Annotated in this window: 16 protein-coding genes; 8 read left to right on the plus strand and 8 right to left on the minus strand. The window is 65.1% G+C overall.

Annotated elements, in window-relative coordinates:
- Window positions 1-64 precede the first annotated feature (64 nt).
- From QZV93_RS08535 to QZV93_RS08545, 3 genes are read right to left on the minus strand one after another with little or no spacing between them, the layout of a single operon-like run.
- On the minus strand, window positions 65-1,444 hold the full coding sequence (locus tag QZV93_RS08535; protein ID WP_295557604.1) for a HAMP domain-containing sensor histidine kinase: 1,380 nt from the start codon (window positions 1,442-1,444) through the stop codon (window positions 65-67).
- A complete protein-coding gene (locus tag QZV93_RS08540; protein WP_295557606.1) occupies window positions 1,441-2,106 on the minus strand; it encodes a response regulator transcription factor in 666 nt (221 codons plus the stop codon). Before QZV93_RS08540 ends, QZV93_RS08535 begins: the two co-directional genes overlap by 4 nt.
- Window positions 2,106-2,378, minus strand: a complete 273-nt coding sequence (locus QZV93_RS08545; protein ID WP_295557608.1) for a PepSY domain-containing protein — start codon at window positions 2,376-2,378, stop codon at window positions 2,106-2,108. The genes QZV93_RS08540 and QZV93_RS08545 overlap by 1 nt, the downstream gene beginning before the upstream one ends.
- A gap of 188 nt (window positions 2,379-2,566) precedes the next feature.
- Here QZV93_RS08545 and QZV93_RS08550 point away from each other — a divergent pair, with 188 nt between their 5' ends.
- Window positions 2,567-2,851 carry a PepSY domain-containing protein gene (locus tag QZV93_RS08550; RefSeq protein ID WP_295557610.1) on the plus strand — a complete coding sequence of 95 codons (285 nt, stop codon included), beginning with the start codon at window positions 2,567-2,569 and terminating at the stop codon, window positions 2,849-2,851.
- A gap of 103 nt (window positions 2,852-2,954) precedes the next feature.
- Here QZV93_RS08550 and QZV93_RS08555 read toward each other — a convergent pair whose 3' ends face one another.
- A complete protein-coding gene (locus tag QZV93_RS08555) occupies window positions 2,955-3,260 on the minus strand; it encodes a plasmid stabilization protein (RefSeq protein ID WP_295557612.1) in 306 nt (101 codons plus the stop codon).
- 166 nt (window positions 3,261-3,426) lie between these two features.
- Here QZV93_RS08555 and serA point away from each other — a divergent pair, with 166 nt between their 5' ends.
- Complete coding sequence (gene serA / locus QZV93_RS08560; RefSeq protein WP_295557614.1) at window positions 3,427-5,031, plus strand: phosphoglycerate dehydrogenase; 1,605 nt, start codon at window positions 3,427-3,429, stop codon at window positions 5,029-5,031.
- Window positions 5,032-5,074: 43 nt separating this feature from the next.
- Entirely contained in the window at window positions 5,075-6,238 is a 1,164-nt protein-coding gene (locus tag QZV93_RS08565; RefSeq protein WP_295557616.1) for a phosphoserine transaminase, read from the plus strand.
- A 96-nt stretch (window positions 6,239-6,334) separates the two neighbouring features.
- Here QZV93_RS08565 and QZV93_RS08570 read toward each other — a convergent pair whose 3' ends face one another.
- From QZV93_RS08570 to QZV93_RS08585, 4 genes are all read right to left on the minus strand, one after another.
- Window positions 6,335-6,826 carry an anthrone oxygenase family protein gene (locus QZV93_RS08570; protein ID WP_295557618.1) on the minus strand — a complete coding sequence of 164 codons (492 nt, stop codon included), beginning with the start codon at window positions 6,824-6,826 and terminating at the stop codon, window positions 6,335-6,337.
- 69 nt (window positions 6,827-6,895) lie between these two features.
- Window positions 6,896-7,822: a choline/ethanolamine kinase family protein gene (locus QZV93_RS08575; RefSeq protein WP_295557696.1), complete on the minus strand. Its 927-nt coding sequence runs from the start codon at window positions 7,820-7,822 to the stop codon at window positions 6,896-6,898.
- Window positions 7,823-7,855: 33 nt separating this feature from the next.
- Window positions 7,856-10,276 carry an FAD-dependent oxidoreductase gene (locus QZV93_RS08580; protein ID WP_295557620.1) on the minus strand — a complete coding sequence of 807 codons (2,421 nt, stop codon included), beginning with the start codon at window positions 10,274-10,276 and terminating at the stop codon, window positions 7,856-7,858.
- 25 nt (window positions 10,277-10,301) lie between these two features.
- The gene (locus tag QZV93_RS08585) at window positions 10,302-11,090 is read right to left on the minus strand and encodes a DeoR/GlpR family DNA-binding transcription regulator (RefSeq protein ID WP_295557621.1); all 789 of its coding nucleotides are present in this window, start codon (window positions 11,088-11,090) and stop codon (window positions 10,302-10,304) included.
- A gap of 203 nt (window positions 11,091-11,293) precedes the next feature.
- On the opposite strand from QZV93_RS08585, the gene QZV93_RS08590 reads away from it, so the two are divergent.
- The 5 genes from QZV93_RS08590 (at window position 11,294) to QZV93_RS08610 (ending at window position 18,721) form a co-directional block, all read left to right on the plus strand.
- Window positions 11,294-12,244 (plus strand): ABC transporter substrate-binding protein, encoded by a 951-nt coding sequence (locus QZV93_RS08590; RefSeq protein WP_295557623.1) that lies wholly within the window; start codon window positions 11,294-11,296, stop codon window positions 12,242-12,244.
- Window positions 12,245-12,347: 103 nt separating this feature from the next.
- Window positions 12,348-13,376 (plus strand): betaine/proline/choline family ABC transporter ATP-binding protein, encoded by a 1,029-nt coding sequence (locus tag QZV93_RS08595; RefSeq protein ID WP_295557625.1) that lies wholly within the window; start codon window positions 12,348-12,350, stop codon window positions 13,374-13,376.
- A complete protein-coding gene (locus QZV93_RS08600) occupies window positions 13,373-15,382 on the plus strand; it encodes an ABC transporter permease subunit (protein ID WP_295557626.1) in 2,010 nt (669 codons plus the stop codon). Before QZV93_RS08595 ends, QZV93_RS08600 begins: the two co-directional genes overlap by 4 nt.
- Window positions 15,372-16,274 (plus strand): phosphotransferase, encoded by a 903-nt coding sequence (locus QZV93_RS08605; protein ID WP_295557628.1) that lies wholly within the window; start codon window positions 15,372-15,374, stop codon window positions 16,272-16,274. The genes QZV93_RS08600 and QZV93_RS08605 overlap by 11 nt, the downstream gene beginning before the upstream one ends.
- Window positions 16,271-18,721 carry an FAD-dependent oxidoreductase gene (locus QZV93_RS08610; RefSeq protein ID WP_295557630.1) on the plus strand — a complete coding sequence of 817 codons (2,451 nt, stop codon included), beginning with the start codon at window positions 16,271-16,273 and terminating at the stop codon, window positions 18,719-18,721. The genes QZV93_RS08605 and QZV93_RS08610 overlap by 4 nt, the downstream gene beginning before the upstream one ends.
- Window positions 18,722-18,811 lie beyond the last annotated feature (90 nt).

An 18,811-nucleotide genomic window follows, 5' to 3' on the forward strand; every position in this document is an offset into this window, starting at 1 on the left:
TCCGATTGGCTCACTCTGGACGAGAGGCTCTGACGCGCCCCTGATGGGAGCTGTCAGTGAATTGTCAGGTTGGCCGGGCGCGCTGGCGCGCAACGCTGTCCGTCGGAAAGTGCAATGTGGCGACGAGCCCGGGATCGGCATTCGCAAGCGACAGCGCGCCGCCCCAGGATTCAGCGATCTCCGTCACGATGGCGAGCCCAAGTCCCGCGCCGGAGCCGCGTTCGTCGAGGCGTCCTCCGCGTCGGAGCGCCTCTGCGAGGAGTCCCTCGGGAATGCCCGGTCCATCGTCGGCAATGACGAGTGCGACGCCGGCGGCATCCTTGCGGCCGGTCACCGTTACGGTGTGCCGGGCATGGCGTGCGGCGTTCTCGATCAAATTGCCTGCGGCCTCGGAGAGGTCGTCCTGGTCCACGGGAGCCACGAGATCGGCAGGCACCTCGACAATCCAGTCGAGTCGCTCGCCTTCCGGAGTGCGTTGGACGACGCGCGTGATCTGATCGACCGCTGAAGCGACGTTGGCTTGCGAGTCGCGGTGAGGCGAAGAGAGCCGCACGCGGGCGAGCTCGCGCTCGACCGTGCGCTGCATGGTGCGGGTGACCGTGGACAGGTTGAGAGCGACGGCCGCCTGACCGTCTTTGGCCAAGCCTTCGATCTCGGACTGGAGGACCTGAAGCGGCGTGCGAAGCCCGTGTGCGAGATCTCCGGCGCGCGTCTTGGCGCGTGCGAGCTCCGCATCGCGCGCGTCGATCAGAGCATCTATCTCATGGACCAACGGACGAACCTCGTCCGGGAATTCGGAACCGAGCCGGCGGGTCTTGCCGGAGCGGACATCTGCGAGCCGGGTGCGGACCGCCGAGAGCGGACGCAGACCGATCGTGACCTGCACCCACGCGGCGGCCAGCAGCAGTGTCCCGAGAATCGTGAGGAGCGGCGTCAGATCGGCGGCGAAGTTGCGCACCGCGGTCGCGATCTCGGCCGTGTCCCAGGCGACGGCGATGCGTGCCGTGCCACCGCCCATACGCGCCGGCAGCTCAATACGCCGCTGCAAAAGGTAGAGCTCGGTCTTGGCGGGACCTGGGATGCGATGGTGGTGGATGGTGTCGTCCACACTGGCCTCGGCAGGCAAGGCAAGCTCGGAGTCCCAGAGCGAACGCGAGCGGAGCACGGCGCCGTTCTGCTCGTGGACGATCTGCCAGTAGAGGCCCGACAACGGCACGTCGAAGCGTGGGTCCGCCGGCGGCGTCGAGAGCGTGAGGCGGTTCTCTCCCGCCGGCTCGAGGTGGGCCGTGAGCTGGTTCAAGTGCACGGCGAGCTCGGTATCGATGCGGCGCTCGACGTGGCGCTCGAACAGGACGGTGAGACCGTAGCCCGCCAGGCCGAGCGCGATGGCCGTCGAAGCGGCGCCGGCGATCAGCAATCTCAGGCGCAGCGAGCTGAGGGTCATTCCTGGCCTACTGCTATGACGTAGCCGAACCCGCGCCGGGTCTGCACCACGTCGGCTCCGAGTTTCTTGCGCAAGCGCGTGACGACCGCTTCGAGTGCGTTGGCGTCTCGTGCGTCGTCGTCACCGTACAGGTGCTCGATCAGCTCGCCGGGCGAGACCACGCGTCCCTTGTGGTGCAGAAGATAGGCAACGAGACGGTATTCTAGAGGAGACACGGAGATGTTGGCGCCGTCGATCATGACGCGCATCTGGCGCGTGTCGACGGAAATCGGGCCGGCGGCGAGGATCGGTGACGCGTGTCCCGCGGCGCGGCGGATGAGGGCGCGAACACGAGCCAGCAGCTCCTCGATTTGAAACGGCTTGGAGAGATAATCGTCGGCGCCGGCATCGATCCCTTCGACGCGTTCCGGCCACGCGCCGCGAGCGGTAAGAATGAGCACGGGCACTTGGCGTCCGGCGCCGCGCCAGCGCTTCAACACGGTAAGGCCGTCGATCTTGGGCAAGCCAAGGTCCAGCACGACGAGGTCGAAGTCCTCGGTGTCGCCGAGAAACCAAGCCTCCTCGCCGTCGCCGGCAGTGCGGATCTGATAGCCGGCGGCTGTCAGAGCGGCCGCAATGGAGGACGCAATCGCCGGCTCATCCTCGACGATGAGAATGCGCATCAGTCGTCATCCTCGATCTTGAGTATCTCGGCCGTGGCGGCGTCGACGTCGACCTCTTTCAGCTTGCCGTTTTGGTCGACGACATCGAATTCGTAAATGAAACGTCCCTTTTCGATCTCGAGCTCGACGCCGAGAATTGTTCCGGGAAGCTTGGGTTTCACGATCTCGGTGATTTCGGCAAGGGACTTGATGCGCCCTTCGAGCAGGGCTCTGCGCGCCATTTCCTGATCACGGGCGTCGTCGTCGCCGGCGCGGACGGGTGCGTATGGCATCAGTGCGGCGGCTGCGATGACAAGGCAGCACATTGTCGAGGCGAGTTTTTTCATAGGGAAATAGGTGCACTTTCATGGCTGACAAACCGCTGACGCGCGTCATCAGGCTGCGATCAGCGGCTGGGGCGCAAAGATACGGCGTCCGGGCAATGGTCCGACGCCAATGCAACATAAATGGAGATGATCCGATGATGAAGCTACTTACAGCCGCTGCCCTATCGCTCGCCCTCGCCGCCCCGGCTTTTGCGGGCGACGACGACTATATCGGCCCCCTCAACGTGCCGCGTGATCAGTGGCTGTCGACGTCCGATATCGTCCAGAAGCTCGAATCCAAGGGATTCAAGGTGCGAGAGATCGAGGTCGACGACGGGGCTTACGAGTTCGAGGCGACCGACGCTGCCGGCGCCCGCATCGAAGGGCATGCGCATCCCGCGACGGGCGAGGTTCTCAGCACGCGTCCCGACAACGACTAAACCCGGCCGGCGCTGCGTTGTCGTGCAGCCTCGACAAACGCCGTGCGTCTGATGAGACCAATGTTTCACGCTTGGGACTCCCAAGGTCCCAGACGATCCTGGTCTAGGACGCACGGCGCTTGCGTGTGGCGGCGGCCTTGCGCGCAGAGGCCGAGCGCGCTGCCTTCGGCCGTGCGGCGGACGCCTTGCCGCCGAGCTTGCCACCCTTGTGGGCTGCCGGCCGCCCCGTCTTCTTACCCCGCCCGGAGCCGCCAGGCGCCTTGCCGCCACCGTCGTCCTTGTTGACGGTGGCCCATGCCCGGCGCTCGGCTTCTTTCTTGCCGACTCCCCGCTTCTCGTAGCCTTCGGCGATGTGGTCCGCCTTGCGCTCCTGCTTGGCGGTATACTTGCTCTTTTCTCCGCGCGGCATGTCGTCCTCCGTTATGATCAGGATGAGAGTCAACAGCCCGGCCAGCCTCGAGTTCCACGGAGCTCATCCGAAGCGAGACATGGTCTTTGGTCGGTGTGGCGAGTTTTGATATTGCCCTCAGCTTCGGACTCGCCAAAGTGGCGCCAACAGAAAGCGAGGCCGACTGATGACCGAGACCTTTCGCGTGCTTGTCGCGGACCCCATTCACGAGGACGGCTGCAAGCTGCTCGAGGCCAACAGTTCGCTCAAGGTCGATGTGGTGACCGGGCTCGATGAGGCGGCGCTCATTCAGCGAATCCCCGAGTACGATGCGCTCATCGTTCGATCGAAAACCAAGGTAACGGAGCCGGTGATCGCCGCGGCCTCAGCCCTCAAGGCCATCGGGCGCGCCGGAATCGGCGTCGACAACATCGATGTTCCGGCGGCGACAGAGCGCGGCATCGTCGTCTTCAACACCCCCGATGCCAACGCGACGACGACGGCCGAGCTGACGATCGCTCATCTGATGTCACTGTCGCGCCATCTCCCGCAGGCCGATCGTTCGGTGAGGAGCGGCGCTTGGACGCCTACGCGCTATGTCGGCGCGGAGCTTGCGGGCAAGACCATCGGCATTGTCGGGTTCGGCACCATTGGGCGGCTGGTCGCCGTGCGGTGCGCGGGGCTCAAGATGCGCGTTCTGGCGTACGATCCGTTCGTGGCGCCGGAGATGATGGCGCAATCTGCAGCGGAGCCCCGGGATCTCGATACGCTGATCGCGGAGGCGGATTACGTGACGCTGCATTGCCCGCTGATCGAAAAAACGCGCAATCTCATCGATGGGGAGCGGATCAAGCGCATGAAGCGCGGGGCGCGGCTCATCAATTGCGCGCGGGGCGGCCTGGTCGATGAGACGGCACTCGTGGAAGCGCTGAATAGCGGACATCTGGCGGGTGCGGCGCTCGATGTGTTCATCAAGGAGCCGCCCAAGGATTCGCCGCTGCTCGCGCTCGAGAACGTCGTGCTGACACCCCATCTCGGTGCGTCGACCGAGGAGGCACAGCAGGCGGTCAGCGTGCAGATTGCGGAGGACGTCGCCCGCTTCCTCAGCACCGGCGCGGCGGAGGCGGCGGTCAACCTGCCGCGCATATCGAGCGAGCAGCTCGGTCGCGCGCGGCCCTACCAGGACCTGGCGCGCGCTCTCGGCAGCCTGGTCGGCGGTTTGCGTGACGAGCCGATCAAGGAGCTGGTCGTGCGGCTGTTCGGCGCCGTTGCAGAGCTTGATTCTCGCCCCATCACGTCGGAAGCGCTGGTCGGGTTGTTGAGCAAGCGGCTCGCGGGGCCGGTCAATCGCGTCAACGCCGCACATCTTGCGCGTGCACAGGGCATCGAGGTGCGCGAATCCCGCTCCGAAAATGCCCGGGACTACGTGTCTCTGATCGAGGTCAGTGCGGTGACGGAGCGAGCGACCACCGTCGTTGCCGGCACGCTGCTCGGCGGGAGGCTGCCGCGGCTCGTGCGTATCGACGCCTATGACGTCGAAGCGGTGCCGAAAGGGCATTTCATCTTCACGCGCCACCGCGACGAGCCAGGCGTGGTTGGCGCGCTCGGCGGGCTGCTCGCGCGCGAGCGAATCAATATTTCCCGCATGCATGTCGGGATTGACGGCAACGGCAATGGAGGAGATGGCCATGCCATTGCGCTGATCAGCATTTCGGCGCCGCTGCCGGAGGCAGTTCTGTCGGAAATTCGTGCGCTGTCTGCGATTGCGCAGGCGGTGACTTTCGAGTTGTGATGGTCGTACCAACCGCCTTTCAACCGATCTGGAATTCCTACCCATGACGTTGCCTCAAAAGCCTGCGCACCGGCCGTCCAACGCGCGGTTCTCGTCCGGTCCCTGCGCCAAGCGACCCGGATGGTCGCCGGAGGCGCTCGGCGGCGCGTTTCTCGGCCGCTCGCATCGCGCGAAAGAGGGGAAGGCGCGTCTCAAGCTCGCGATCACGAAGACGCGGGCGCTGCTCGGTTTACCGGATGGGTTTCACGTCGGGATCATGCCGGGATCCGATACCGGTGCGTTCGAGGGGGCGCTCTGGTCGCTGCTCGGCGCGCGCGGTGTCGACGTGTTGGCGTGGGAGAGCTTCGGCAAGGGTTGGGTGACGGACATCGTCAAGCAGCTCCGACTGCCGGACGTGCGCGTGCACGAGGCCGATTACGGTGTTTTGCCGGATCTTTCTCTCGTGGATTTCTCGCGCGACGTGGTTTTTACGTGGAACGGCACGACGTCCGGCGTTCGGGTGCCGGACGGGCGCTGGATTGCGGACGATCGCGAGGGACTGACACTGATCGATGCGACAAGCGCCATCTTTGCCCAGCCGATCGACTGGGCGAAGGCAGACGTGGTGACCTACTCGTGGCAGAAGGTGCTCGGCGGCGAGGGCGCGCACGGGATGCTGATTCTCTCGCCGCGTGCGGTGGCGCGGCTTGAATCACATGTTCCGGCGTGGCCGATGCCGAAGCTGTTCCGGCTGACCAAGAAGGGCAAGCTCGACGCGGCAATCTTCGAAGGCGAAACAATCAACACACCGTCGATGCTGGCGCTGGAAGACTATCTCGACGCACTCGATTGGGCGGAGAGCGTCGGCGGGCTCAGGGGCCTCATGGCGCGGGCGGACCGTAACGCGCAAGTGCTGTTCGACTGGATCGCGGGCGCGGACTGGGTGGCCAATCTGGCGGCCGATGCGGCAACGCGCTCGAATACGTCGGTGTGTCTTAAGATCGTCGATGCGGATGTGATGGCGTTGCCGGTTGCGGACCAAGCCGCGTTCGTCAAGGGAATCGTGTCGCGGCTCGAGGCGGAAGGTGTGGCGCTCGACATCGGGTCCTATCGCGATGCGCCGGCGGGATTGCGCATCTGGACGGGAGCGACGGTGGAGACGGCCGACCTCGAGGCGCTGACGCCGTGGCTCGACTGGGCGTTCGCCGCCGGCAAGGCCGCGCTCTAGGGTCGTTCCGGTTTTGGTGCACTCGGGGAACGACCCTAGGTTTTCGTCTATCGCGCTTCTTATCGGAAAGCCAGTTCCTACTTTTCCGGAAGCGCTCTAGGGCGCGGCGGGCGTGCGGATGGCGAGAATGAAAGCAGCCGTGGCCGCTAGAGACGCTGCCGTGCGCACAGAGTTCCACCACGTCCAATCGACGAGATAGCGCGACCAGACGGCGGCGCCCTCGCTGCCTGCCGGATCAACGGCTGCGAGTTCATCGTTGAGCGGGACATTGCGGACGATGGTGAGAACAAACGTGCCGACGACGTAGAGGGCCGCGCCGATCAGCCAATAGGGGATGCGGGGATCATCCCAACGCAGCCCGGCCAGCAGGGCCAGCGCAGTACATGCGATCGCCGTACCAACGAACACGGCGATGAAGCCCGAGCGCACTACGACAAGATTGATCTCCTGCATGGCGGCGATGCCTTCTGCCGGGGGGCGGCGGCCGAGCGCCGTCATAACGAAGGTCGAGAAGCCAAAGAAAACGCCGGCGATCAATGCGGCACCAAGCGCCGAGATCCATGTCATGGCGACGAGAAGCTGTTCCATGGGCGGCCTCCGTGCGGCTTGCGGCGGCATGTTAGTGCAAGTTCGTCCGCGGCGGAAATCGGGCTCGGATTATCCGCGGGCGACAGTGGCAACGTGGATCGGAAACTCAGGTGTCGCCATCAGCGCCTTGCAACGCTCGAAGCGGCCGGTGGCGTAGGCCCAAAAATCGTCGGCCGGATTTTGGTTGGCGTGCTGGATCAAACCCCAGAGGGTCCACAACAGGTCGCACATGGCTTTGTAGATGACGACGCGACCGTGCTCGGCGGGGCTCGGCGGACCGCCGAAATAGGCGGCGATGAACTCGGCTTCCTTGTCGGGGGCGAGCTTCGCCTCGACGATCACGTCGCCGAGGTCCCAGAGCGGATCGTTCATGCCCGAGTACTCCCAATCGACGAGCCACATGCGGCCGCCGGCATCGATGAAGTTCTCGGACAGCGGGTCGCAATGGCAGGGGGCTAGCGGCAGAGGATGCGCGTTCAGGGCCTGGCGCACAGCCTCGGCGGATTTGAGCACGTCGTGGTAGCCCTCGGGAAGGTCCACCGTCTTGCCGGAAAGGATCTTCAAGTAGTCGTCGATCATGGCGAACAGCTCGAAGCGGAAGTCAAACGTCTCGCCGCTGGTGTGCAGCTTGCGCAGGACATTGGCTGCGCGGGTCGGTGCACCCGGGATGGTCGCGAAGCCCTCGGGCGACAACGTGACGGCGTTCGGAATGGCGGCCATCAGCATCAGGCCATCGCCGGTGGTGGCAAGCACCTCGGGGCTCACGCCCGCGCGTGCGGCTGCGCGTGCGGCGACGGCTTCGACTTTGCGGTTGATGTATTCCTCGGTGCCCTTGCCGGGGATGCGTAGCACATAATCGCGATGGGGGTTGCCAATCAGATAGACCCGGTTCGTCAGGCCGCCAAGGCGAGTGACGGTCGCTTCGCTGCCCTCGACGGCATTGCGGATGCCGAGCCGGTCGAGCGCGGCGCCGATGTCGCTGAGGTCCTGGTCGATGACGCCCATTGTCCCACTCCCTCACTGTTGCCGCTAGGAGAGTAGTCTTTCGTTGGCCGGGTCGTAAATCGTGCGTGCGACGCGTGTTGCGGGATAGGTGACGCCGAACGCCTCGATCGAGAAGCCTTGAGCGTCGGCAAGCTCTGTCGGCAGCCAACCGAAGGCGATGGTCTTGCCGACCGTGTGACCGAAGCTCGTGCTTGCGGTCTGGCCGACGACGCGGCCATCATGCAGGATCGTCTCGCCGCCATGGAAGGGTGCGAAGCCGTCGACTGTGAAGGAGCAGAGCAGGCGCTTGGATCCCGTGGTGTGGATCGCTTCGATGGCGGAGCGGCCGATGAAGTCTTTGGTCATATCTACCGTGCCTTCGAGGCCGGCGGAGATGGGATCGTTGTCGGGACCGATCTCGGCGGACCAGTAGACGTAGCCCTTTTCGAGGCGACAGGTCTCGATGGCCCGATAGCCGATATCCCTTATGCCGAAGGCGGCACCGGCGGCCTTGAGCGCCTCGTAGAGCGCGGGCGCGTATTCGGCCGGCGCATGCAGCTCGTAGCCGAGCTCGCCGACGTAGCCGACGCGGACGGCGCGCACCGGAACGTGTCCGACCTCGATGTCGCGCACGGCCAGGAACGGGAATGCCGCGTTCGAGAGGTCGTTGTCGGAGAGCGCCTGTAGCACGTCGCGTGAGCGCGGGCCGCAGAGATTGAGCACGGCCCAGGCAGAGGTGACGTCACGGATGGCGACGGAGCCGTTTGCCGGAAGATTGCGGCGCACCCAGCTCGAATCGCGCACGCCGAATGCCGATCCCGAGATCATCATGAAGCGCTCCGGTCCGAGATGCAGCAGCGTGACCTCGGCCTCGATGCCGCCCTTGGCGTTGAGAAGGGTCGTGTAGATGCAGCGGCCGGGGTCGCCTGCAATGCGGTTGGCCGCAATTCTTTCGAGGGCAGCCGTCGCGCCCGCTCCATCGATTTCGAATTTCGAGAACGAGGTCTGGTCGATGAGGGCGGCGGATTGGCGGATGTGGCGATGCTCGGCACCGACGGCGTCGAACCAACTCGGCTTTTCCTCGAAGCTCGATGTCTCGTCGCGGGAGGTCCCGGGCGCGGCGAACCACAGCGGGCGCTCCCAGCCGAAACGGGCACCGAAGACGGCGCCTGACTGTTCGAGATGGGCGTGCACGGCCGACCGGCGCAGGCCGCGTCCCGCGACCGTTTCCTCGGCGGGCCAGTGTATTTTGTAGTAACTGCCGTAAGCCTCGATGGCACGATCTTCGAGGTAGCGCCCGGTGGCATGGGGGGTGCCGAAACGGCGCACGTCGAATGCCCAGAGGTCCATGCCGGGGTCGCCATAAAGGATCCAGTTGGCCATGGCCTCGCCGGCGCCGCCCGAGGCTGCAATGCCGGCGGTGAATCCGCAGGCGACATAGAAATTGTCGAGCTCAGGGGCGAGGCCCATGATCGGCTCGCCATCGGCAGAGACGGGAATGGGGCCGTTGATGATGGTCTGGATGCCGATCGTGTTGAGCACCGGCAGGCGCTCGGCGCACGGAAGCGCGAACAGCTCCAGACGCTCCAAGTTCTCGGCAAACAGCTCGCGCCCGAAGGCAAACGGTGGGCGTGAGCGCCAGCAGCCCTTGGTGCCATCCTCCCAGCCGCCGATGGCGAAGGCGCCGACATCCGGCTTCAGGTAGAAATTTTTGTCGGGATCGCGCAGCGTGGGCAGTGTCCTTGGCAGGTCGAGTTTCTTCTCGGTCAAGAAGTACTGATGCTCGACGACGCCTGCCGCAAGCGCGACGCCAGCGAGCTCGCCGAGACGCTTGGCCCACAGCCCTGCGCAATTGACGAGGATCTCGCAGCCGATGGTGCCGTGATCGGTGGCGACGCCGGTGACGCGGCGGCCTTCCGTCAGGATCTCCGTGACGCAGACGCCTTCCTGGATCGTGACGCCGGACTTGCGGGCGGCAGCGGCATAGGCGTGCGTCAGCGCGTAGGGATCGACGTAGCCGTCGGAGGGAATGAACGCCGCGCCGACGACGCCGTCGGGTTCGATGTAGGGGAAGAGATCCTTGGCTTCGGACGCGGAGAGCGCGTGGCATTCGAAGCCGAAGCTCTTGGCCAGCGTCATGGAGCGGCGGATCTCGCTCCACCTCTCCGGCGACGATGCAAGGCGCAGCGAGCCGACTTTGCGCCAGTCGATGGGAAGGCCCGATTCCGCTTCGAGGCGGTCGAACACGGCGACGGAGTTCTGCATCAGCCGGGTGAGGTTGCGCCGCCCGCGAAGCTGGCCGACGAGGCCGGCGGCGTGCCAGGTGCAGCCGTCGGTGATGTGTGATTTCTCGAGAACGAGCACGTCGCGCTCGCCGCGGCGGCCGAGATGATAAGCGAGCGAACAGCCGATGGCGCCGCCGCCGACGATCACGATGCGGGCGTGCCTGTCGAACGGTTGCGGCATGAGGTGTCCTGTCTCGGGGCTTCGATCAATTCGGCTCGGCGGAATGGGAAAGCGCGGCGACGAGGGTTTGAGTGCCCGCCGCTTCGAGCTTCTCGCGCAGCGCGGCGGGTGGCGCCTCGTCCGTCACGAGTGTCGCAATCGGCTCGAAGCCGCATACGCGCACGCGTGCCTTGGCAGTGAACTTCCAAGCGTCGGCGGCAACGATCGTGCGGTCCGCCCGATCGATCATGGCGCGTGCGACGCGGGCCTCGTCGATGTCGAAATCCATGTAGCCGTCCTTGGCGTCGATGGCACCCATGGAGAGAATGGCGAGATCGGCGCGGAACTCATTGATCAGCTCGATGGCCTCCTGTCCAGCGGCAGCGCCGATGTCGGCGCGGAGTGCGCCGCCAGCGAGCTGCACGGCGCAGTCGCTGCGGCCGAGCAGCATGCGGGCGATCTCAATGGAATTGGTGACGACGGTAAGACCGCTTCTCTGCTGCAAGGCCTCGGCGACGTAGGTGGTGGTGGAACCGGAGTCGATGAGCAGCGTCATGCCATCGGAAACCAGTGCTGCCACGGATTTGGCGATGGCACGCTTGGCGGTGATCCGCTCCTTGATGCGGCGGGAGAACGGCGGCTCGGCAAGAGCGCCGGCCAGCACGACGCCGCCGTGCACGCGATGAACGGTCCCCTGCTCCACAAGATCCTTCACGTGACGGCGCACGGTCTCGTCGGAGACGTTGAGGCGCTCAGCGAGCGAGGTGATCGACTCGCGGCCGGTGACGCGCAGCGCATCGAGGATGGCGCTTTGCCATCGTGTCGGAACATTCATGGGCCGCGTCTCCCGGCAATTTGCTTGAGAGTCGGGCAAAGAACCACAAAAAGCAACAAGGATGTGGAATGTTTATTGACATTCTGTGGGATCGTGGGACGCTGAGCGTGCGCTTGCAGGCAGCCTCTAACTCGAAGTTTGCAGCGGCCGCCCGTCCTGCGCAGGGAGTTTGTCGGTCCTCACAACGCAAAATCGGGTGAAAAATGGTGATGCTTCGCTCCTCGGCCGCGCTGGCGGCTCTTGCGCTCGCCTCCGTCCTGCCGCCACCGGCTCTGGCGGAGGACTCCAAAGACCCTATCAAGATCACGCTTCACGATTGGACGGGCCAGCTCGTCAGCGCCCACATCATGGGTGAGGTGCTGAAGAAGGCCGGGCTCAACATCGAATACGTGCAGGCCGACTACTTGGCGCAGTTCGCGGGACTGAAGACCGGCGACGTGCACTTGGCGATGGAGATCTGGGCCACGACCGGCAAGGACGCGCTCGAAGAGGCGGTCGGCACCAAGCAGGTCGAGAACCTCGGCGAGACGGGAATGCTCGCCATCGAGGAGTGGTGGTTTCCCGAGTACATGAAAGAGAAGTGTCCCGAACTTCCGAAGTGGGAAGCGCTCAAGACCTGTGCCGAGGCCTTCAGCACGCCGGAGACCGCGCCCAAGGGGCGCTATGTCGGCGGCCCGGTAACGTGGGGCGGCTTCGACGAGGAGCGCGTGGCGGCGCTCGATTTGCCGTTCGAGGTGGTGCACGCCGGCACGGACGCCGCTCTGTTCGCCGAGCTCGAGTCAGCCTACCAGCGCAAGGCGCCGGTCATCCTGTGGGTCTACGCGCCGCATTGGGCGCCGATCAAGTACAAGGGCGAGTGGATCGAATTCCCGAAGTACGAGCCGGCCTGCTACACCGATCCCGCCTGGGGCATCAACAAAGAGAAGACCCACGATTGCGGCAAGCCGCGCGGGCCGATCTGGAAGGCCGCATGGGCGGGTCTCAAGGATAAGTGGCCGTCGGCCTACACGGCCATCAAGGGCTTCAACATCACCAACGACGAAATGGGCAAGCTGGTCGGTGACATCGACCTGGATGCCAAGAAGCTCGACGACGTGGTCGCCGAGTGGATCAAGGCCAATGAGGCCCGCTGGAAAAAGTGGATCTCGGGCTAATCTGCTCCGCCGGGCTCCGGGCTGTGGGCTCGCGCCGATTTCGAGGTGCGAGCCTTCATTCAGGGCGTCGTGATCCAAATCCATCTCGCGCCGGACATCGTGCATGACCAACGCCGCTCTTGTTTGCCGGAACCTCTGGAAGCTCTACGGGCCGGATCCGAAGGGCTTTCTGAGCCAGCACGCGTCGCAGCCCAGCGATGCCGCCATCAAGGCGGCGGGCTACGTGGCGGCGGTCGCGGATGCGTCCATCGAGGTGGAGCGCGGCGAGATCTTCGTCATCATGGGGCTCTCGGGCTCCGGCAAGTCCACGCTCGTGCGTTGCCTGTCGCGGCTCATCGAGCCGACCGGCGGCTCCGTCGCATTCGACGGAGTCGATCTTCTGGCCGCGACGCCGGAGGATCTGATCGAGCTGCGGCGGCACAAGATGGGCATGGTGTTTCAGCACTTCGCGCTGTTGCCCCATCTTTCGGTGCTCGACAACGTCGCATTTCCACTCGAGATCCGCGGGCTCGGACGGCGCGAGCGCGAAAAGCCGGCGCGCGAGATGATCGAGCTCGTGGGGCTTGCGGGCCGCGAGCATAACCTTCCGCACCAGCTATCCGGCGGGCAGCAGCAGCGTGTCGGCATCGCGCGATCTCTGATCACCAATCCCGATATCTGGTTTCTCGACGAGCCGTTCTCGGCGCTCGATCCGCTGATCCGGCGCGAGATGCAGAACGAGTTCATGCGGCTGCAGGACACGCTGCACAAGACCATCGTCTTTATCACGCATGATTTCGACGAGGCCGTGCGGGTCGGCGACCGAATTGCCATCATGCGCGACGGGCGCGTGGTGCAGGTCGGCACGCCGGAAGATCTCGTGCGCGCGCCGGCCGATGCCTACGTTGCCGAGTTCACGCGGGAAGCGCCGCGAAGCAAGATTCTCTCCGCGCGTGCCATCATGCGCGACGTGAAGGCCGGCGAGGCCGTTGCCGGAACGATCGGCGCGGGGATGAAGGTTGGGGAGTTCGCGGCGCGCGTCGAGGCCTCCGACTTGCCGTTCGGTGTGGCGGACGAAGCTGGGCGGCAGATCGGCGTCGTCGATCGGCAGACCGTCATGCGCGTGCTCGTCGGCGCCGAGGAGCGCCAATGACGGCCGCGGCGGTGGAGAGCAAGCCGGCCGGTACGGAGGTGCGGTTCAGTCCGACCGCCCCGGTGTTCGGCGCGTTCGTCGCGCTGGCGTTCCTCGCGTTCTTGTTCACGGATCGCCTTCCCGGCTGGATGAGCGAGCTTCCTCAAGCCTGGCGGCTCGGGCTCGATAGCGGCATTTCGAACGCCATGAAGTGGCTCGTCGAGCAGGCGAGCTTCGGCCTGTTCACGTTCAAGGACATGACGCGCGCGATTGCGGACGTGCTCAACATTCCGCTGGATGTTGCGACTTCCATTTTCTCCACCGGCCTGCAGCAAGGCCGCGGGTCAGCGGCCGTGCGGCTCGCGCCGCCCCTGCCGTGGGTGGCCGTGATCGGTATCGTCGCGGCCCTCGGATACCGTTTCGGCGGCCGGCGGCTCGCGCTGCTTGCCGGCGGCGCATTCCTCTATCTCGCGGTTTTCGGGCAGTGGGCGAGCGCAATGACCACGCTGTCGTCAATCGTGGTGGCGGCGCCGCTCGGTATTCTCGTCGGCGTGGTCACGGGCGTGATCGGCTATCGCGTGCCGCTGTTCAAGCGGATCATTGGGCCGGTTCTCGATCTCATGCAGACGGTGCCGACCTTCGCCTATCTTATTCCAATCCTGTTCCTGTTCGGGTTCGGACCGGTGGCTGCGATGATCGCCACCATGATTTACGCGGCGCCGCCGATGGTGAGGGTGACGATGGCGGCGCTCGACGGCGTGCCGCGCGAGATCGTCGAGTATGGCACCATGGCGGGGACGACGCCGCGCCAGATGATCCTCAAGGTGATGCTGCCCGCGGCGCGACCTCAGCTTCTCGTTGGCGTCAATCAGGTGATCATGCTGTCGCTCAACATGGTGATCATCGCCTCGATGATCGGTGCGGGCGGTCTCGGCTTCGATGTCCTGACCAGCCTCAGGAGGCTCGATATCGGGCGCGGGCTCGAGGCCGGGCTTGCGATCGTGATGCTCGCCATCGCGCTCGACCGCCTGAGCCAAGCCTATGCGGAGGGCGCGCGCCTGCGAGATGCGCAAGGCGGAGGGCGGCGCTTTTTCCTGGGGCTCGCTGCATTTGTCGTGGCGGCCTATGTGCTCGGGCTTTTTCTGCCGTTCGTCGCGACCTATCCAGAAGCACTGCAATTCTCCACGGCGCCGTTCTGGTCCGCGGCCGTGCAATGGATCAACGTGCATTTCTTCGACTTCTTCGACGCCATAAAAACGTTCCTGCTCCTGAACCTCCTGCTTCCGGTCAAGCGGTTCATGCTGGCCCAGCCGTGGCCTCTGGTGATCGCGGCGCTTGCCACAGCAGGCTGGTGGCTTAGCGGCTGGCGGCTGGCCTCGCTCGTTTCGGCGCTGGCGCTGTTCGTCGTCCTCAACGGGCAGTGGGAGTTTGCGATGGTGAGCGTGTATCTGTGCGCCGTTGCAGTCTTTTTCGCGGCTTTGATCGGCGTTCCGCTCGGCATCTATTCGGGCCTCAATCCGAAGGCGTGGCGCATCGTCGAGCCGGTCATCGACACACTGCAGACGCTGCCGAGCTTCGTCTATCTCATTCCGGCCGTGATGCTGTTCCGCGTCGGCGACTTCACGGCCATTCTTGCCATCGTGCTCTACGCGTTGGCGCCGGCAGTGCGCTTCTCGGCGCACGGGATCCGGCAGGTCCCGGAAATGCTCACCGAAGCCGGGACCTCGATGGGATGCACGTCGCGGCAAATCCTGCGGCGAATCCAGCTTCCGGTTGCGCTACCGACCATCCTCCTGGGACTCAATCAGACGGTGATGCTGGCGCTTTCCATGCTGGTGATCACCGCGTTGGTCGGGACGCGGGATCTCGGGCAGCAGGTCTACATGGCGCTGACGAAGGCCGATACGGGGAAGGGTCTCGTGGCCGGGTTGTGCGTTGCGGCCATCGCCATCGTGGCGGACCGCTTGATCCAGGGCGGAGCGAGCCGCCTAGCCGCGCAGCGCAGGGGAGCCGGCGATGCAGCCTGATCTGGCAATCGATCCGTTGGTGGAACGGGTGACGCGTCTCGACATCTGGTTCGGACGCGTCGATCCCGAGCCGCTGCTCGGCGGGATCACGAACAAGAACTTTGTCGTTTGCGACCGCGGCAAGAAGTATGTGGTGCGCACCGGTGGCGACATTCTCGTGCATGGCGTCGTGCGGGCCAATGAGCTGGCAGCGACGCGGGCGGCGCATGCGGCGGGGATCAGCCCCGCGGTCCTCCATGCGGAGCCCGGCATCATGGTCATCGACTTCATCGAAGGGCGCACGTTCACGCCTGACGATGTGCGCAATGCCGCGAATTTCGATCGGCTGGTGGATCTCGTTCGGCGTTGCCATCGCGACGTGGCGCTTCACCTGCGCGGACCGGCGCCGATGTTCTGGCCGTTCCATGTCATTCGCGACTATGCGCATACGCTGCGCGAGGGCGGAAGCCGCCACCATGCGCTGCTTCCGGATCTGCTCGCGCGGGCGCAGGCTTTGGAAGTGGCGGTCGGGCCGATCGATGTCGTGTTCGGCCATAACGACCTTCTGGCGGCGAACATTCTCGACGACGGCACCAAGCTGTGGCTGCTCGACTGGGAGTATGCCGGTTTCAACTCGCCTCTGTTCGATCTCGGGGGGCTGGCGTCGAACAGTGAGATGCCGGCGGAGATGGCGGAAACGCTGGTCTCCGCTTATTTCCAGCGACCGGTCGATGACGCTCTGCGTCGTCAGGCGGCTGCCATGACGTCGGCCTCGCTTCTCCGCGAAACGCTGTGGGCGATGGTGTCGGAGATCCATTCCACCGTCGATTTCGACTACGCGGCTTATACGGCCGAGAATCTCGCGCGCTTCGACGCGTCCTATGCCCGATACAAGACCATGGAGAGAACATGAGCGAGCTGCCAACGTCGGCCAAGTTCGTCATCATCGGTGGCGGAATCGTCGGATGCTCGACGGCCTATCATCTCGGCAAGATGGGGTTCAAGGATGTGCTGCTGCTCGAGCGCGGTCAGCTCACATCGGGTTCGACGTGGCATGCAGCCGGGCTCGTCGGCCAGCTCCGGTCGAGCGCGAACATCACGCAACTGCTCGGGTATTCTGTAGCCTTGTACGACCGGCTAGAGGCAGAGACCGGCCTGGCCACGGGTTGGAAGCGGAATGGAGGTTTGCGGCTTGCCTGTAATGCGGAACGCTGGACGGAGGTGAAGCGGCAGGCCACGACCGCCAAGTCGTTCGGCCTCGACATGCAGCTCCTCACGCCCAAGGAAGCGCAGGCGCTATGGCCGCTGATGCAGGTGGACGACGTCGTCGGTGCGGCCTTCCTGCCGACCGATGGGCAGGCGTCACCATCCGACATCACGATGTCGCTGGCGCGGGGGGCGCGGCAAGGCGGCGTGACCATCAAGGAAGGCGTGAGCGTCACCAGCATCGAGGTCGAGGGCGGCGTCGTGCGCGCGGTGGTGACCGACAAGGGGCGTGTTGCCTGCGAGAAGCTCGTGATCTGCGGCGGGCAGTGGTCGCGCCAGATCGGCCAGCTGGCAGGGGTCAACATTCCGCTGGTGTCGATGCAGCATCAGTACCTGATCACGGAAAAGATCGACGGCGTGACGCCGGGATTGCCGACCCTGCGCGATCCGGATCGCCTCACGTACTGGAAGGAAGAGGTTGGCGGTCTCGTCATGGGCGGCTACGAGCCCAATCCGAAGCCGTGGTCGGAAACGAAGCTTGGCGAGCCGTTCGCGTTTCAACTTCTGGACAATGACCTCGAGCACTTCGAGCCACTGCTCGAGCTGGCCGCCGGGCGCGTCCCGGCCATGCAGACGGCCGGTATCCGCCAGTTCATCAACGGTCCCGAGAGCTTCACACCCGACGGCAATTTCATCCTGGGCGAGGCCCCGGAGGTACGGAACATCTTTGTCGGCGCCGGTTTCAACGCGTTCGGTATCGCGGCCGGCGGCGGGGCCGGCATGGCGCTCGCCGAGTGGGTTGCCAAGGGCGAGCCGCCGTATGACCTGTGGCCGGTCGATATCCGCCGTTTCGGGCGCAATCACGTCGACACGAATTGGGTGCGTACGCGCACGATGGAAGCCTACGCCAAACACTACACGATGGCGTGGCCGCACGAGGAGCATCACTCCGGCCGGCCGCTTCGCCGTTCGCCTCTCTATGACCGATTGCTCGCGCAGGGGGCCGTGTTCGGCGAGAAGCTCGGCTGGGAGCGACCCAACTGGTTTGCCGACGTCAAGGCGGGCGAGGCGGCGCAGGACACCTACAGCTACGCCCGGCAGAACTGGTTCGAGGCTGTGAAGCGCGAGCATACCGCTGCGCGCGAGCGTGTTGCGGTATTCGACCAGACCTCGTTCGCCAAGTTCATGCTGGTGGGGCGCGACGCGGAGCAAGCGCTGTCCTGGATTGCCGCCAACGACGTCTCCAAGGAGCCGGGCCGCCTCGTCTATACGCAGATGTTGAATACAAAGGGCGGCATCGAGTGCGACCTGACGGTCGGCCGGCTGGCGGCGGACACCTACTACATCGTCACCGGGACGGGGTTCGCCACGCACGACTTCGATTGGATCAGCCGCTCTATCCCGGCAGGACTCGACGCGCGGCTCGTCGACCTGACCTCGGCCTACGGCGTCTTGGCGGTGATGGGGCCGCGCACGCGCGATGTGTTGTCGGCGCTCTCGTCGGATGATCTTTCCAATGCGGGCTTTCCGTTCGGACGAATCCGCCGCATCACCCTCGCCGGGGCGCCGGTGATTGCGCTCAGGGTGACCTATGTCGGCGAACTCGGCTGGGAGCTGCACATCCCGGTGGAGTTCATGACCGCCGTGTACGAGGCGTTGATGGCGGAAGGTGCCAAGCACGGCATCGCCAACGCGGGGTACCGGGCCATCGAGTCGCTCAGGCTCGAGAAGGGCTATCGCGCCTGGGGATCGGAGATCGGGCCGGACCATTCTCCGTTGGTGGCGGGACTTGGCTGGGCCGTGAAGTTGAAATCGAACACGCCATTCCAGGGTCGCGAGGCGATTGCTGCGCAGGCGGCCAAGCCGTTGCCGCGGCTGCTCACCTGTTTCACGACAGATCCGTCCGTGGTGCTGCTGGGCCGCGAAACGATTTATCGCAACGGTGAGCGTGTCGGCTGGCTTGCGAGCGGCGGCTTCGGCTATACGGTCGGCCGTTCGGTCGGCTATGGCTATGTGCGACGGCCGGAGCTGGGTGTGGACGCGGATTTCGTGCTCTCGGGGTCCTATGAGCTCGAGGTGGCGACAGAGCGCATTCCGGCGGCGGTCTCGCTCGAACCTCTCTACGATCCGGCGAATGCCAGGATCCGCGGCTAGGTCCGAGCGTTTGTGGTCAATGTGCAGTCGTGGCGACGACCAAAACGCATCGCCTGTGCGAGACGTCTTTGAGGGTAGCTTTGGGACGTT

Origin of the sequence: uncultured Hyphomicrobium sp., from assembly GCF_902826555.1 — a bacterium.
Taxonomy (GTDB): domain Bacteria; phylum Pseudomonadota; class Alphaproteobacteria; order Rhizobiales; family Hyphomicrobiaceae; genus Hyphomicrobium_C.